The sequence below is a fragment of the Bisbaumannia salifodinae genome (assembly GCF_055388505.1).
Genome location: NZ_AP043781.1, coordinates 3,869,791 through 3,883,324 on the forward strand (window position 1 = coordinate 3,869,791; position 13,534 = coordinate 3,883,324).

Genomic DNA, 13,534 nt, shown 5'->3' on the forward strand with positions numbered 1-13,534 from the left:
ATGCCCCGCCGACTCAAGGCAGCAGACCCAGCTCGGCCTGGAGTTCCACCAGCAGGGGGTCGAGCTCATGGGGGGCCAAGGCCCGACCGTTGCGCCAGCCGCGCAGGCCGACACGACTCCCCTCCCCCTCGCTCAGGGCATCGACGCGAATCCGGTCGTCGCCGCGGACGAACTCGAGGCGCCCGAGGCGGGCGTCACCGCCGAGCGCCACATAGCCCCGGTCGGTAAACAGGTTCAGCGCCGCCGTCATCACCGCCGGCCGCGGGGCACCGAGGCTCAGTTCCCGAGGCTCGGCCGCCGGCGGCGTGGCGGCGCAGGCGCTCAGCAGCAGGAGCGTCAGGGCGCAGATCCAGACTCGTTTCATGTCGCTGTCTCCTCGATGGAGGCCTTCAGGCCGCGGCAGAAGCCGGCGTTGCCGGCGCGTCCCAGGGTGCGGGTCACGCCGTTGGGCTCCCGGCGGCGGACGTCCCGGCCAACCCTCACCTCGTCCGTGCCCAGCCACACCGAGACCCGCTCCTGGTCGATCGCCCGATAGTCGGGGTGATAGGCGCCGAAGAGGTGCGGATAGGGGCGATGATAACCGAGGCCGAGGGAGTGCCACGGATGGCGATCGAAGGGGAAGCCATAGGCCCGAAGCGGCCCCGCCGAGGTCCTCTCGGCGCTGATCAGGCCCAGCGCCATATCGCTGTCGCGAAGCCTGAAACCCTCGGCCTCCAGGGCCCGCACCACTCGCTGTGCATAGTCGACCTTCTCCATGCCTGCCGGGGCCTCCCATCGGCACTCCGCCACCGTCACCAACGGCTGGTGCAATGGGGTCACGGCGCTCCCCGCACAGCCCGCCAGGGCCAGGGGAATCAAAAAGAGCCCGCAGATACGCATCACACACCTCCCAGGGGAACCGCCTCGCCGACGCCGGAGCACGCGGGACGTGCAAGGGGCCCGGCCAGCTCTTATGCTCAGCGTAGCCCCAGGCGCCGCCGCTCCCGGCACGGCCGGCTCCGTGCAGACAAATGATAAGCCTCTTGACCACCGGCCCACGGCTTGATTCCCAGGAGACCCCGACATGAAGATCCTGATCGCCCCCGACAGCTACAAGGACGCCCTGGCGGCTAGCGACGCCGCGGCGGCCATCGCCCAGGGTATCCGCCGCGCCGCCCCCGAGGCCAGCAGCGTGCTCTGCCCCATGGGCGATGGCGGCGAAGGAACCCTGGATGCCCTGCTCGCCGCCACCGGCGCCGAGCGTCGACTGGCCCGGGTGCAGGATGCCCTGGGGCGCCCCGTCGAGGCGGCCTGGGGCTGGCTTGCGGAGTCACGAACCGCCTTCGTCGAGCTGGCCCAGGCCAGCGGCCTGGAGGCGCTGAGCCGGGATGAGCGCGATGCCCTGAACGCCTCCACCCATGGTACCGGCGAATTGATCCGCGAGGCCCTGGATGCCGGTGCCCGCCACCTGCTGCTGACCCTGGGCGGCAGCGCCACCAATGACGCCGGGGCGGGCATGCTCCAGGCCCTGGGGGCCCGCCTGCTGAATGCCCGCGGCGAGGAATTGCCCCCCGGTGGCGCGGCCCTGGCCGAGCTTGCACGCCTCGATCTCGATGGCCTGGACCCACGCCTGGCCGGCCTACGGGTGCAGGCCGCCGTGGACGTGGATAACCCCCTGCTGGGCGAACGCGGCGCCAGCGCCGTCTTCGGCCCCCAGAAGGGTGCCGACGAGGCCGCGGTGGGCCGCCTGGATGCCGCCCTGGCGCACTTCGCCGAGCGGGCCGCCGCCATCCTCGGCGAGGATCATCGCGACCTGCCCGGGGCCGGCGCCGCCGGCGGCATGGGCTTCGCCGCCCGGGCCTTCCTGGGCGCCGAGCTGCGCCCCGGTATCGAGCTGGTGATGGAGCAGGTCGACTTCGCTGCCCTGCTCGAGGGCAGCGACCTGGTGATCACCGGCGAGGGGCAGTTGGATGGCCAGAGCCTGGCCGGCAAGACCCCGGTGGGCATCGCCCGCCGCGCCCGCGCCGCCGGCATCCCCTGCGTGGTGCTGGCGGGTCGCCTGGGACCCCAGTGGCAGGCCGCCCACGACGAAGGCATCACCACCGCCTTCGCCCTGGCCGACGGCCCCATGGACCTGGATAGCGCCCTGGCCCGCTGCGCCGAGCTGCTGGCGGATCGCGCCGAGAGCCTGATCCGGCTGATCCGCGCCTGGGGCTCTGATACCTGAGGCGAGCTACCCGGCGCCTTGCGCCGGATCACGATTAAGGCCGACTATGGGGGCTATGATAAGAAATGTCTTATCATGTCCCGAGCCGGGACCTAGACTGGTATCCGTATTCACCATGGATCAAGGAGGCATCCCAGATGTCCGATATCAACGCCATCGGTCTGCACGAATCCAGCGCCAGCCAGCTCGCCGAGAAGCTCAACGAGCTGCTGGCCAACTACCAGATCTTCTATATGAACGTGCGCGGCTACCACTGGAACGTCAAGGGCCCGCAGTTCTTCGAGCTGCACGCCAAGTTCGAGGAGTTCTATACCGACCTGCTGACCAAGGTGGACGAGGTAGCGGAACGCATCCTGACCCTGGGCCATCGGCCGGTGCACGCCTATAGCGACTATACCCAGCTGTCGCGCATCGTCGAGGAGAAGAACGTCCACGACGGCGAGGCCTGCGTGCGCGGCGTGCTCAAAGGCTACCAGACCCTGATCGAGCTGCAGCGGGAGATCCTGTCCCTGGCCTCGGACGCCGACGACGAGGGCACCGCCGCCCAGGCCGGCGACTATATCCGCGAGCAGGAGAAGACCGTCTGGATGCTTAACGCCTATCTGGGCTAGTAATCCAGCCGCTATCTCGCCAAGACGCCGCCCTAAGGGCGGCGTCTTGGTTTCTGACTCGAGTGTGCGGCTTAGCCCTCGGCCAGCTCCTCCACCAGGGCCCGCAGCAGACCCCAGAACTCTTCGACGGAATCCAGCTCCACGCGTTCATCTGGCGAATGGGCCCCGCGAATCAGCGGCCCGAAGGAGATCATCTCCAGTGCCGGGTACTTGCCCCCCAGGATGCCGCACTCCAGGCCCGCATGGATCACCTTGACCTCGGGATCACGGCCCAGGCGCCGTCGGTGCAGGTCGCGGAAGCGTGCCAGCAGCCGGCTCTGCGGGTCGGGGGTCCAGCCGGGATAGGCGTTCTCCACCCGGGTGCGGGCGCCGATCAGCCCGAACAGGGCACGGAAGCGATCGGCCAGATCCCGGGTGGCGCTATCGCGCAGGGAGCGCACCAGGGCACAGAGGTGGAAGCGCCCCGCCTCCAGGGTCACCACCCCCAGGTTATTGGAGGTCTCCACCACCCCGGGCAGCTCGGCACTCATCCGCTCCACCCCGCAGGGGGCGGCGTGCAAGGCGTCCACCAGCAGGTGGCTGGCGGTGGGGGTCAGGGCCTCCTCGGCCTCGCCGTCCCAGGGGCCGAGCGTCAGGCGCAGCCCCTCGTCGACGCCTTTCAGCTCGGCGCGCAGCTCCGTCTCCAGGGCCTCCAGGCGCGCCCGGACCGCGGTCACTTCGTCCTCCGGCAGTGCCAGGGTGGCGAAGGCCTCCCGAGGCAGGGCATTGCGCAAGGTGCCCCCCTGATAGCCGATCAGGCGCACCTCGCAGGTCGCCAGGGCGCGCAGTACCCGCATCAGCAGGCGATTGGCGTTGCCGCGTCCCTTGTGGATATCGATGCCCGAGTGGCCGCCCACCAGGCCGGTGAGGGCCAGGCGATAGGCGCGTTCCTCCTCGCCCAGGGGGCTGGTGGGTAGCTGCGCCTCCACCACCACGTCGGCGCCACCGGCGCAGCCCACATAGACCTGACCGCGGTCCTCGGAGTCCAGGTTGAGCAGCAGTTGCCCCTCCAGCCAGCCCTCGGCGAGGTTGAGGGCGCCGCCCATGGAGGACTCCTCCTCCAGGGTGAAGAGCGCCTCCAGGGGACCATGCACCAGGGTCTCGTCCTCGAGGATCGCCAGGGCCGCGGCCACGCCCAGGCCGTTGTCGGCGCCCAGGGTGGTGTGGTGGGCATGCAGCCAGTCCTCCGCCACATAGGTGGCGATGGGATCGCGGGTGAAGTCGTGGGGGTGATCGGCATTGGCCTGGGCCACCATGTCCAGGTGGCCCTGGAGGATCACCCCGGGGGCCGCCTCACAACCGGGGCTGGCCGCCTTGCGGATACGCAGGTTGCCGTAGGCGTCGCGGTCATGGGCCAGGCCCCGGGCTTCGGCCCAGGCCTCCAGGGTCGCCACCAGGGCCGCCTCGTGGCCGGAGGGGCGCGGGGTATTGCACAGGGTGCGGAAATGGCGCCACAGCAGGCGCGGCTCGAGCTGTTCGAGATGTGCGTTCATAGCGGCTCTGTTCGGTCGATAACCGGGCTACCTTACCGGCCGGCCGCGACCAGGAAAAGCCGTTTGCCGCGCCAAGGCAGTAAAGCCCTCACCAGGCATCGGGCCGTCGGGACCAGCCTCGCGATCCCGGGAACGAAACCCTGGCGCCAGCGTTCCCGGTAATACTCGCTCGCCTTGGCCCCGACGTCCGGCGCCCCGCTTCCCGAGGCTCTGGAGCCGCCTTAGTCCGGGTCATCCAGAAAGGGCACCAGCGCCGCCAGGGCCTGGCGCAGCCGGACCTCCACCTCGCGCCGGCCGCTGAGCGTGAGGACCCGGGCCAGCCAGGCGGTGTCGCGGCCCTGGAAGAGCGCCGCCACCAGCAGCCAGGCGTGGTCATCATGGGGCGCGCCGCGGGCCAGCGCCCGGCGCAGGGCGGCCTGCAGGGCCGGGCGCGCCAGGGCCGGGGCACGCCTGGCGAAGGCCACGTCCTCCAGGTCACGCCGCTGCGCCGGGGTCAGGGCCGGCGCCTCGCCCTCCGCCAGCAGCGCCAGGGCCAGCTCGGGTTCCAGCGCCTTGAGCTCGAAGGCCAGCAGGCTGGGCAGCAGGGCCTGGAAGGCCCCGGCCAGCTCCGCCGCCAGGGCCTCGCCGGCGGGGCTGGTGGGACAAACCACCATGGCCGCATGCTCGCCGCTGGAGGCCTCCCGGGTCAGCCCCAGGCGCACCGTGCGGAAGCCCGCGGCACGCCAGAAGGCCAGCAGCCCCGGCTCGGCACCGAAACTCGCCCCCAGCAGGTCGATGCCGTCGTGGCGGGCCTGCGCCAGCTCGGTGGCCAGCAGCGCCTCGCCGAGCCCCTGGCGGCGGCACTCCCCATGCACGGCGATACGCATCACCCGGCGCAGCCGGGCCCGCAGTGCCGCCCGGGAGCCTGCATGGGCGGCCAGGGACTGGGCCAGCAGATGCCCCCGGGGACGGCGCTCTCCCCGGGCCACCCGCTCCGCCAGCTCGGCGGAAAAGCCCCCCTCCTCCACACAGAGCGTTACCGCCAGGGGCGTGCCGCCCGCCTCCAGGCTGGTGATATGCAGCCCGGGGCCGTCGAGCAACTGGCGCAGGTCGCTGGGCTGGGTACGGTAGTGGGCCTGCACCAGCAGGCCGAACAGGGCCCGCAGATGCGGCTCGTCGACGGCCAGCTCGGCGCGCCGCAGGCGCCGACGGCTCAGGGTCGATACGGGCGGCAGCGCCGCCGGAGGATCGGCGGGCTCGGCGTCCAGCAGCAGTAGGCGCCGACGGCTCAGGGTCGAGACAGGCGGTAGCATCGCCGGCGGGTCCGGGGGCTCGGCATCCAGCAATAGCAAGCGATCGGTCAGCGCCTCCAGGGGGTCCCCCGGGGCCCAGCGCACCGGGGTGCTTAGGCTCAGCCCCCGCCACTGGGGGGCCAGGCGATCGAGGTGCTCGCGAAAGCGCAGCGCGAAGCCGCGCCCCGAGCCCTCGTAGCCGTGCACCGTGGTGGCGAAGATCAGGCGCGGGAAGTGACGCAGCCAGCGCCCCAGCAGGGGCGCGGGAATGGCCGCCGCCTCGTCCACCAGCAGCAGGCCGCCGTTGGCATCGATCTCGCCGGCGTCCAGGGCCGCCATCAGGGCATCCGGGGCCAGGAAACACACCGCCTGGCCGCTGGCCTCGAGGCGGAAATCGTTGCCCTGGCGACGCCCCTCGGGGCACAGCGCCGCGAGGCGCTCGAAGAGGGCCTCCAGGGCAGCGGGGCGGGGGGCGGTGAGGACGATCCGCGGCTCGCCGGCAGCCAGCCAGCGGGCACAGGCGATGCCCAGGGCGGCGCTCTTGCCGCGTCCGCGGTCGGCGGTGAGCACCAGGGGACGCCGGCGACGCAGCTTGACCAGCCGCGCCACCGCCTCGGCCTGATCGGGGGTCAGGCAGTCGGCATCGGGGCTGGACATCGCGGGCGCTGCCTCGCCCAGCAGGGGGGGCGCCGGCGGGGTGCCGGGGCGCCAGCCCAGGACCTCCGGGGCGTCCGCCAACAGCCGTGCCAGCCGCGCCAGATAGCGGGCACTAAGCTGCTCGACCCGATAGGGATGCTCGGCCAGGCGCCGATAGTCGTCGTCGGGGCGCGCGCCCCAGTCCTCGGGGGTCAGCAGCACCAGCAGGCCCCCGGCCCGCAGGGTGCCGGCCAGGGCGCCGAAGGCCTCCGGGTCGAAGCCTTCGCCCTCGCCCTGGGCATCGATCACCACCAGGTCATGCTCGCCGCCCAGGCGGGTGCGCGCCTTGCCGGGCGGCAGGCCATGCTCCGCGAACCCGGCGGGCAGATGATTGGCGATCCATAGCGGCCGAGCCCAGGCGGCGGCGTTCCAAAGCCCACACGCCCGCGCCCGGCACGCCTCGGCATCGCCGGCCAGCCATACCAGGCCACGCCAGCGGCGCTCGGCCAGGGCGCCGCGCCAGGCCAGCAGGGGAGCGAGTTCTTCGGCAATGGACAAGGGGCTACCTCCTGGGGGGCCTCAGTGTAGGGAGGGGCCCGGTTCAATACCAGCCGGCGCGCCCTCCCCGCCAGGCGGCCGAGCCGCCATCATGGCTGCTAACGCGGACCCTAACTGCTATGATTCGCCGTTGTCATCCGCTCCCATTTCACTCTTTATATCGTGCTCCGGCAGGAGGCCCCGCGTGACTCACCCCCCCAGCCAGACCGCGGCATCCCCCGCCCGCCGCTTCCTGCCCCATATCAGCCCCTGGACCCTGCTGACCCTGGTGATCGCCGCCGTGGTGGCCCTGCCGGTGATCACGGTACTGGCCCATGTCCTTATGCCCACCGAGGGCGTCTGGCAGCACCTGGCCGATACCGTGTTGCCCCGCTACCTGACCAACACCCTGATCCTGGCGCTGTGCGTGGGCCTGGGCACGGCGCTGATCGGCACCGCCACCGCCTGGCTGGTGGTGATGTGCCGCTTCCCGGGGCGGCGCATCTTCGAATGGGCGCTGCTGCTGCCCCTGGCGGTGCCCACCTATGTGATCGCCTATGCCTACACCGACTTCCTGCAGTATGCGGGGCCCCTGCAGAGCGGGCTACGCGAGCTCTTCGACTGGGGCCGCGGCGACTACTACTTCCCCAATATCCGCTCCCTGGGGGGCGCCGCCACCCTGATCACCCTGGTGCTCTATCCCTATGTCTATATGCTGGCCCGGGCCGCCTTCCTGGAGCAGTCGGTCTGCGTGCTGGACGTGGGGCGCACCCTGGGGCGCGGGCCCTGGCGGCTCTTCTCGAGCATCGCCGTGCCTCTGGCGCGCCCGGCCATCGTCGGCGGGGTGTCGCTGGCGTTGATGGAGACCCTCAACGAGTTCGGCGCGGTGCAATTCTTCGGCGTCGACACCTTCACCACTGGCATCTACCGCACCTGGTTCGGCATGGGCGAACCGGTGGCCGCGGCCCAGTTGGCCGCCTGCCTGCTGCTGTTCGTGATGACCCTGGTGCTGCTGGAGCGCTGGTCCCGGGGCAAGCGCCAGTACTTCCATACCTCGAGCCGCTACCAGCAGTTGCCGGAGTATCGCCTGGGCGGCCTGCGCGGCCTCGGCGCCTTCCTGGCCTGTGCCCTGCCGGTGCTGGTCGGCTTCCTGATTCCCAGCCTGCTGCTGCTCGATATGGCCATCGCCGAGGGCGACTCCCTGTTCGGCCGACGCTTTATCGACTTCGCCCGCAACAGCCTGATCCTCGCCGCCCTGGCGGCGCTGATGGCGGTGGGCCTGGCGGTGGTGCTCAGCTACGGGGCACGCCTGAGCCGCACCTCCATGACCCGCACCGCCACGCGTATCGCCGCCATGGGCTACGCCATCCCCGGGTCGGTGGTGGCGGTGGGCATCCTGATTCCCTTCGCCTGGCTGGACAGCCGTCTCAACGAGTACCTGCAGACGCACTACGGCATGCTCGTCGGCCTGATCTTCAGCGGCTCCGCCTTTATCCTGGTCTACGCCTATGTGGTGCGTTTCCTGGCGGTCTCCTTCAACACCATCGAGGCGAGCCTGGGCAAGGTCACCCCCTCCATGGATGCCGCTTCCCGCACCCTGGGTCAGACCGCCGGCGGCACCCTGCGCCGGGTGCACACTCCGCTGATGCGCGGCAGCCTGCTGGCGGCGGGCATCCTGGTCTTCGTCGACGTGATGAAGGAGCTGCCCGCCACCATCATCCTGCGCCCCTTCAACTTCGATACCCTGGCGGTACGGGCCCACAACCTGGCCTCGGACGAGCGCCTCGCCGAGGCCTCGACCTCTTCCCTGGCCATCGTGGTGGTGGGCATCATCCCGGTGATCCTGCTGAGCCTGGCGATGCGCCGCTCACGCCCCGGCAGCGGCGTCCGCGAAGACGAAGACCTGTGACGGATCCAGGGTCAGCGTGACCGGCTGGCCCTCCTCGGGCAGGAAGACCCCCGGTACCCGGGCATGCAGGTGATGCTCGCCATCCGGCCAGTGGGCGCAGATATGCAGCAGGCTGGAGCGCCCCAGCAGCCGCGCCATGATCACATGGCTGGCGCCGTGCTCGGCGGGGGCCTCCAGGGACGTGACGCTCAGCGCCTCGGGGCGGATCAGCACCCGGGCGGCGGCGCCCTCGGCCAGCCCCGCGGCGCGCACCGGCCCCACCGGGGTCTGCACCACGCCGTTGCGCACCTCCCCCCGCCACTCGTTGACCTCGCCGAAAAAGGTCACCACGAAGGGATCCTCGGGCTCGCAGTAGAGCTCCTGGGGCGTGCCCATCTGCACGATGCGTCCGTCGCGCATCAGGGCGATGCGGTCTGCCATGAACATCGCCTCCTCCGGGTCGTGGGTCACCAGCAGGGTGGCCGCGCCGACCTTCTTGAGCACATGCAGGGTGTCGTCGCGGATGCGATCGCGCAGCCGCGCGTCCAGGCTGGAGAAGGGCTCGTCCAGCAGCATCAGCTGCGGCGCCGGGGCCAGGGCCCGGGCCAGGGCCACGCGCTGCTGCTGGCCCCCGGAGAGCATATGCGGGTAGCTCTTGGCGTAGCCGGCCATGCCCAACTGGTCGAGCAGTGCCAGGGCGCGCTGCTGGCGCAACTTGGCGGGCTGGCCCTCGAGACCGAAGGTGACATTGTCGAGCACCGTCAGGTGCGGGAAGAGCGCCGAGTCCTGGAAGGCCAGGCCGACGTTGCGCTTCTCCGGCGGCAGGTGCCGCAGCCCCGGTCCGGCGATGCGCTCGTCGCCCAGGAAGAGCTCGCCCTGCTGCAACGGCTCCAGGCCCGCGGCGATGCGCAGCAGGGTGGTCTTGCCACAGCCGGAGGGGCCAAGCAGGCAGACCACCTCCCCCGGCGCCATGTCCAGGCTGACATCATGGACCACGGCATGGCCATCGTAGGCATGGCGGACACTTTGCATGGAGAGAGCGCCGGCGGGGTGCGGCGCGACCTGGGCGATATCGGCGAGGGTCTCGGTGCTGGTCATAGGCTCGAACGGGTCGGGTTCAACGACGAAGACGTGTCCGCCCATCTTACGCGAGAAAGAGCCAAGTGCGGTTACCTTTTACTCGCATTCTCATCCCGGCGTCGCGATGGAGTATTGACGAAGGGGATACGAAGCTGTTCAATGTTACTGAAACTAATACGAAGTATTATCATTCTAGCAAAAATCAATACATTACTCACAGGGGTGCTCGATGCTCAACCGCCACCGTCTCGCCGCCACCGTCGCCATGGTCATGGCCGGCTCGGCCTTCGCTTCCCAGGTCGCCGCCGACGAGGTGAACATCTACTCCGCGCGGCACTATGACTCCGACCAGGCCCTCTACGATGCCTTCACCGCCGAGACCGGCATCGAGGTCAATGTGCTGGAGGGCGACTCCGACCAGCTGATCCAGCGTATCCAGCGCGAGGGCGCGGCCAGTCCCGCCGATGTGATGATCACCGTGGACGCCGGCCGCCTGTGGCGCGCCGAGCAGGAAGGCATCTTCCAGGGCATCGACTCCGAGGTGCTCGACGAGCGCCTGCCGGAATCCATGCGCCATCCGGAGGGCCTGTGGTTCGGCTTCAGCCAGCGGGTGCGGGCGATCTTCTATGATCTTGAGAACGTCGACCCCAGCGAGATCGGCAGCTACGAGAACCTCGCCGATCCGCGCTTCGAAGGCCAGGTCTGCATTCGCTCCTCCAACAATATCTACAACCAGTCCCTGCTGGCCTCGATGATCGCCCATCATGGCGAAGAGGAAGCCGAGGCCTGGGCCCAGGGCGTGGTCAACAACATGGCCCGCGATCCCGAGGGCGGCGACACCGACCAGATCCGTGGCGTGGCCAGCGGCGAGTGCGATATCGCCGTGGCCAACCACTACTACTATGTGCGTCTGCTCAACTCCGATGACGAGGCGGATCGCGAGGCGGCGAGCCGCGTCGGCATCTACTTCCCCAACCAGGACGACCGCGGCGCCCACGTCAATGTCGGCGGCGCCGGCGTGGTGGAAGGCGCACCGAACCGCGACAACGCCATTCGCCTGCTGGAATTCCTGGCCTCCGACACCGCTCAGGAGCTGTTCGCCGCCGGCAACTACGAGTTCCCGGTCGTCGATGGCGTGGCGAAGAGCGACGACCTGGAAGCCTGGGGCGACTTCAAGAAGGATGACCTGAATATCAGCGTCCTCGGCGAGAACAACCCGGAAGCGATCCGCATCTTCGATCGCGTCGGCTGGCGCTAAGCGTCACGCCTTAACCGGTGCATCCCGAGACCCGCGGCCCAGGCCGCGGGTCTTTGCATTTGGGCCAGGCCCTCGGGACCCCACGCCTGAGCCGCGCCCTCAGGGCTCGATGCCCAGCATCGCCTCGCGCAGCCGTTCCACCAGCACCCCGGTGGCCAGCGGCAGGTCGCGGTCACTGTGGCGGCAGAGACTGAGCCGGGCCTTGGCGATACTGCGCTCCCGCAGCGGCCGGAACAGCAGCTCGCCATGGATCCGCTCCCGGGCGATATCGAGGCGATTGAGGAAGGCCACCCCCAGGCCCGCCCGGGCCATCGACTTGATGCCCAGGATACGATTGCAGGCCACATAGGGGGCCGCCTCGAGGTCGGCCCGCGCCAGCACCTGCTGCAGGGTCGAGCCATGGAACATCTCGCTGTCGGGGAGGATCGCCGGATACGCCAGGCACTCCTCGAGACTCACCGTGGCCTGCGCCGACAGGGGATGGTGCGGCGCCACGACGGCGCCGAACTCCAGCGCCACCTGCTCGATCACGTGGATCTTGGGCAGCGTCGGCGGATTGATGCATAGGCCGATATCGGCCTCGCCGGTGGCCACCCGCTCGAGGATGGCGTCGGTCATGCCGGTCATCACCACGAAGCGCACCCGCGGAAAGTCGCGACGAAACTCCGCCAGCACCTCCGGCAATAGCTGGTCGGTCAGCGACTCGACGCTGGCGATACGCACCTCGGCACAACCGCTGCCGCGGATCTCCCCCAGGGCCTCCTGCAGGCCTCGCTCGTCGCGCTGCCACTGGCGCACCTGCTCGAGCATCAGTTCCCCGGCCGGGGAGAGCCGCAGCCCCCGCGGCAGGCGCTCGAAGAGCGGCACCCCCAGCTCGTCCTCCAGCTTGAGAATCTGGCGATTGACCGCCGAGGCGGCCACATGCAGCCGCTCCGCGGCCCGGCGCAACGAGCCCTGGCGAGCGACCTCCTCGAAGTAGCGTAGTCCCGGCAACAGCAGATGCATGACTCCCCCGCGAACTGTTGCCATTTAGGCAACGATTAGTGCGAAACAATATTATGGAACAGAACACAAGGGCTCGCTAGGGTTGAGGTACCGGCCGCTTTCCCGCGGCCGGCGCTCACAACAACAAGAGGACTCCCGATGAACACCACCCCCAAGCCAACCGAGGCGGTCGAGCCCGTGGACGAGCGGTTGCCCCTGGGCACCCTGCTGCTCTATGGGCTGCAGCATGTGCTGGTGATGGCGGCCGCCCCCATCACCGCAGCCTTCCTGATCGGCCATACCCTGGACCTGCCGGACGACGTCACCGTGGGCCTGATGAGCGCCATCTTCCTGGCCTGTGGCCTGGCCGGCATCCTGCAGTCCGTCGGCGCCTTCGGCTTCGGCGCCCGCCTGCCCTTCGTGCAGGTCCCCGGCGGCGCCCCCCTGGTGATCTTCCTGGCCATCGCCCAGGCCACCGACCTGCAGACCGCCACCGGCGCGGTGATCCTCACCGGCCTCTTCTATTTCCTGGCCCTGCCCTTCTTCACCCGGCTGCTGAAGTACTTTCCGCCCATCGTCATCGGCACCATGCTGCTGCTGGTGGCGATCAACCTGATCCGCATCTTCGGCGGCCTGATCACCGGGCGCCCCGGTTCGCCGGAGTTCGCCAGCATGGGCGGCATCGCCCTGGCCCTGGTCACCATCGCCTGCACCGTGCTCTTCGCCCGCTGCCTCAGCGGCATCTGGCAGCGTATCGCCGTGATGCTCGGCCTGCTGGCCGGGGCGACGGTGGCCGTCCTCAGCGGCGCCATGAGCTTCGACAACGTGCTCACCGGTCCGGTCGTGGCCTTCCCCCAACCCTTCCCCTTCGGCATGCCGAAGTTCGATCTCTTCGCCTCCCTGCCGCTGCTGATCTTCTGCGTGGTGTCGATGACCGAGGCCACCGGCCAGACCCTGGCCACCGCCGAGATCGTCGGCCGCAAGGGCGACCACAAGGCCATCGTGCCGCGCAATATCCGCGCCGATGCCCTGGGCTCGCTGTTCGGCGGCTGCTTCGGCACCTCGCTGATCATCACCAGCGGCGAGAACATCGGCATCATCCGCGCCACCGGGGTGCGCTCCCGCTACGTGACCATCGCCGCCGGCGCCATGCTGGTGCTGCTGGCCCTGATCGCGCCCCTGGGGCGGCTGGCCCATGCCGTCCCCACCGCCGTGGTGGCGGGGACCGCGGTAATCGTCTTCGCCATCATCGGCGTGATGGGCATCAATATCCTGCGCAAGGTGGACTTCGATCAGAACGGCAATATGTTCACCCTGGCCGCGGCCCTGGCCATGGGCATCCTGCCCATCGTGGTGCCGGGCTTCTACAGCGCCTTCCCGCAGCACCTGCAGATCGTGCTGGGCAATGGCCTGGCCATGGGCACCCTCACCGCGGTGCTGGTGAATATTCTCTTCCATCACCTGGGGACCTCGCGCCAGCCGCGTAACGGCGGTGCAGCGGCCCCCCTCGATGCCTCCAAGGGAGACTAAG

At 69.9% G+C, this 13,534-nt stretch carries 11 protein-coding genes; 5 read left to right on the forward strand and 6 right to left on the reverse strand.

Features of this window, described 5'->3' with window-relative positions; translation table 11 throughout:
- Nucleotides 1-13 precede the first annotated feature (13 nt).
- Both ACZ5EF_RS18070 and ACZ5EF_RS18075 read right to left on the reverse strand, forming a co-directional pair.
- A complete protein-coding gene (locus tag ACZ5EF_RS18070) occupies nucleotides 14-364 on the reverse strand; it encodes a putative periplasmic lipoprotein (RefSeq protein WP_346063664.1) in 351 nt (116 codons plus the stop codon).
- A complete protein-coding gene (locus ACZ5EF_RS18075; RefSeq protein ID WP_346063663.1) occupies nucleotides 361-879 on the reverse strand; it encodes a hypothetical protein in 519 nt (172 codons plus the stop codon). Before ACZ5EF_RS18075 ends, ACZ5EF_RS18070 begins: the two co-directional genes overlap by 4 nt.
- A 184-nt stretch (nucleotides 880-1,063) precedes the next feature.
- Between ACZ5EF_RS18075 and ACZ5EF_RS18080 the strand changes: the two genes are divergently transcribed.
- Both ACZ5EF_RS18080 and ACZ5EF_RS18085 read left to right on the forward strand, forming a co-directional pair.
- Complete coding sequence (locus ACZ5EF_RS18080) at nucleotides 1,064-2,206, forward strand: glycerate kinase (RefSeq protein ID WP_346063662.1); 1,143 nt, start codon at nucleotides 1,064-1,066, stop codon at nucleotides 2,204-2,206.
- 137 nt (nucleotides 2,207-2,343) lie between these two features.
- On the forward strand, nucleotides 2,344-2,817 hold the full coding sequence (locus tag ACZ5EF_RS18085; protein ID WP_346063661.1) for a Dps family protein: 474 nt from the start codon (nucleotides 2,344-2,346) through the stop codon (nucleotides 2,815-2,817).
- Nucleotides 2,818-2,888: 71 nt separating this feature from the next.
- Here ACZ5EF_RS18085 and ACZ5EF_RS18090 read toward each other — a convergent pair whose 3' ends face one another.
- Both ACZ5EF_RS18090 and ACZ5EF_RS18095 read right to left on the reverse strand, forming a co-directional pair.
- On the reverse strand, nucleotides 2,889-4,349 hold the full coding sequence (locus tag ACZ5EF_RS18090; RefSeq protein ID WP_346063660.1) for an aminoacyl-histidine dipeptidase: 1,461 nt from the start codon (nucleotides 4,347-4,349) through the stop codon (nucleotides 2,889-2,891).
- A 221-nt stretch (nucleotides 4,350-4,570) separates the two neighbouring features.
- Nucleotides 4,571-6,814: a tRNA(Met) cytidine acetyltransferase TmcA gene (locus tag ACZ5EF_RS18095; RefSeq protein ID WP_346063659.1), complete on the reverse strand. Its 2,244-nt coding sequence runs from the start codon at nucleotides 6,812-6,814 to the stop codon at nucleotides 4,571-4,573.
- A gap of 232 nt (nucleotides 6,815-7,046) precedes the next feature.
- Here ACZ5EF_RS18095 and ACZ5EF_RS18100 point away from each other — a divergent pair, with 232 nt between their 5' ends.
- Nucleotides 7,047-8,702 carry an ABC transporter permease gene (locus tag ACZ5EF_RS18100; protein ID WP_379729898.1) on the forward strand — a complete coding sequence of 552 codons (1,656 nt, stop codon included), beginning with the start codon at nucleotides 7,047-7,049 and terminating at the stop codon, nucleotides 8,700-8,702.
- Here ACZ5EF_RS18100 and ACZ5EF_RS18105 read toward each other — a convergent pair.
- Nucleotides 8,661-9,779: an ABC transporter ATP-binding protein gene (locus ACZ5EF_RS18105; protein ID WP_346063657.1), complete on the reverse strand. Its 1,119-nt coding sequence runs from the start codon at nucleotides 9,777-9,779 to the stop codon at nucleotides 8,661-8,663. The genes ACZ5EF_RS18100 and ACZ5EF_RS18105 overlap by 42 nt on opposite strands.
- Before the next feature lie 211 nt (nucleotides 9,780-9,990).
- Between ACZ5EF_RS18105 and ACZ5EF_RS18110 the strand changes: the two genes are divergently transcribed.
- Nucleotides 9,991-11,019: a Fe(3+) ABC transporter substrate-binding protein gene (locus ACZ5EF_RS18110; protein ID WP_346063656.1), complete on the forward strand. Its 1,029-nt coding sequence runs from the start codon at nucleotides 9,991-9,993 to the stop codon at nucleotides 11,017-11,019.
- A 99-nt stretch (nucleotides 11,020-11,118) separates the two neighbouring features.
- On the opposite strand, the gene ACZ5EF_RS18115 is transcribed toward ACZ5EF_RS18110, so the two are convergent.
- Nucleotides 11,119-12,048 (reverse strand): LysR family transcriptional regulator, encoded by a 930-nt coding sequence (locus ACZ5EF_RS18115; RefSeq protein ID WP_464122544.1) that lies wholly within the window; start codon nucleotides 12,046-12,048, stop codon nucleotides 11,119-11,121.
- A 114-nt stretch (nucleotides 12,049-12,162) separates the two neighbouring features.
- Between ACZ5EF_RS18115 and ACZ5EF_RS18120 the strand changes: the two genes are divergently transcribed.
- Complete coding sequence (locus ACZ5EF_RS18120) at nucleotides 12,163-13,533, forward strand: uracil-xanthine permease family protein (RefSeq protein WP_346063654.1); 1,371 nt, start codon at nucleotides 12,163-12,165, stop codon at nucleotides 13,531-13,533.
- The last annotated feature ends 1 nt before the right edge of the window (nucleotide 13,534 follow it).

What these genes read in the sequence shown, in the direction of transcription:
- ACZ5EF_RS18105 (WP_346063657.1), bottom strand. Translation starts at nt 9,779, where the DNA reads ATGACCAGCACCGAGACCCTCGCCGATATCGCCCAGGTCGCGCCGCAC.
- ACZ5EF_RS18110 (WP_346063656.1), top strand. Translation starts at nt 9,991, where the DNA reads ATGCTCAACCGCCACCGTCTCGCCGCCACCGTCGCCATGGTCATGGCC.
- ACZ5EF_RS18090 (WP_346063660.1), bottom strand. Translation starts at nt 4,349, where the DNA reads ATGAACGCACATCTCGAACAGCTCGAGCCGCGCCTGCTGTGGCGCCAT.
- ACZ5EF_RS18075 (WP_346063663.1), bottom strand. Translation starts at nt 879, where the DNA reads ATGCGTATCTGCGGGCTCTTTTTGATTCCCCTGGCCCTGGCGGGCTGT.
- ACZ5EF_RS18085 (WP_346063661.1), top strand. Translation starts at nt 2,344, where the DNA reads ATGTCCGATATCAACGCCATCGGTCTGCACGAATCCAGCGCCAGCCAG.
- ACZ5EF_RS18120 (WP_346063654.1), top strand. Translation starts at nt 12,163, where the DNA reads ATGAACACCACCCCCAAGCCAACCGAGGCGGTCGAGCCCGTGGACGAG.
- ACZ5EF_RS18070 (WP_346063664.1), bottom strand. Translation starts at nt 364, where the DNA reads ATGAAACGAGTCTGGATCTGCGCCCTGACGCTCCTGCTGCTGAGCGCC.
- ACZ5EF_RS18080 (WP_346063662.1), top strand. Translation starts at nt 1,064, where the DNA reads ATGAAGATCCTGATCGCCCCCGACAGCTACAAGGACGCCCTGGCGGCT.
- ACZ5EF_RS18115 (WP_464122544.1), bottom strand. Translation starts at nt 12,048, where the DNA reads ATGGCAACAGTTCGCGGGGGAGTCATGCATCTGCTGTTGCCGGGACTA.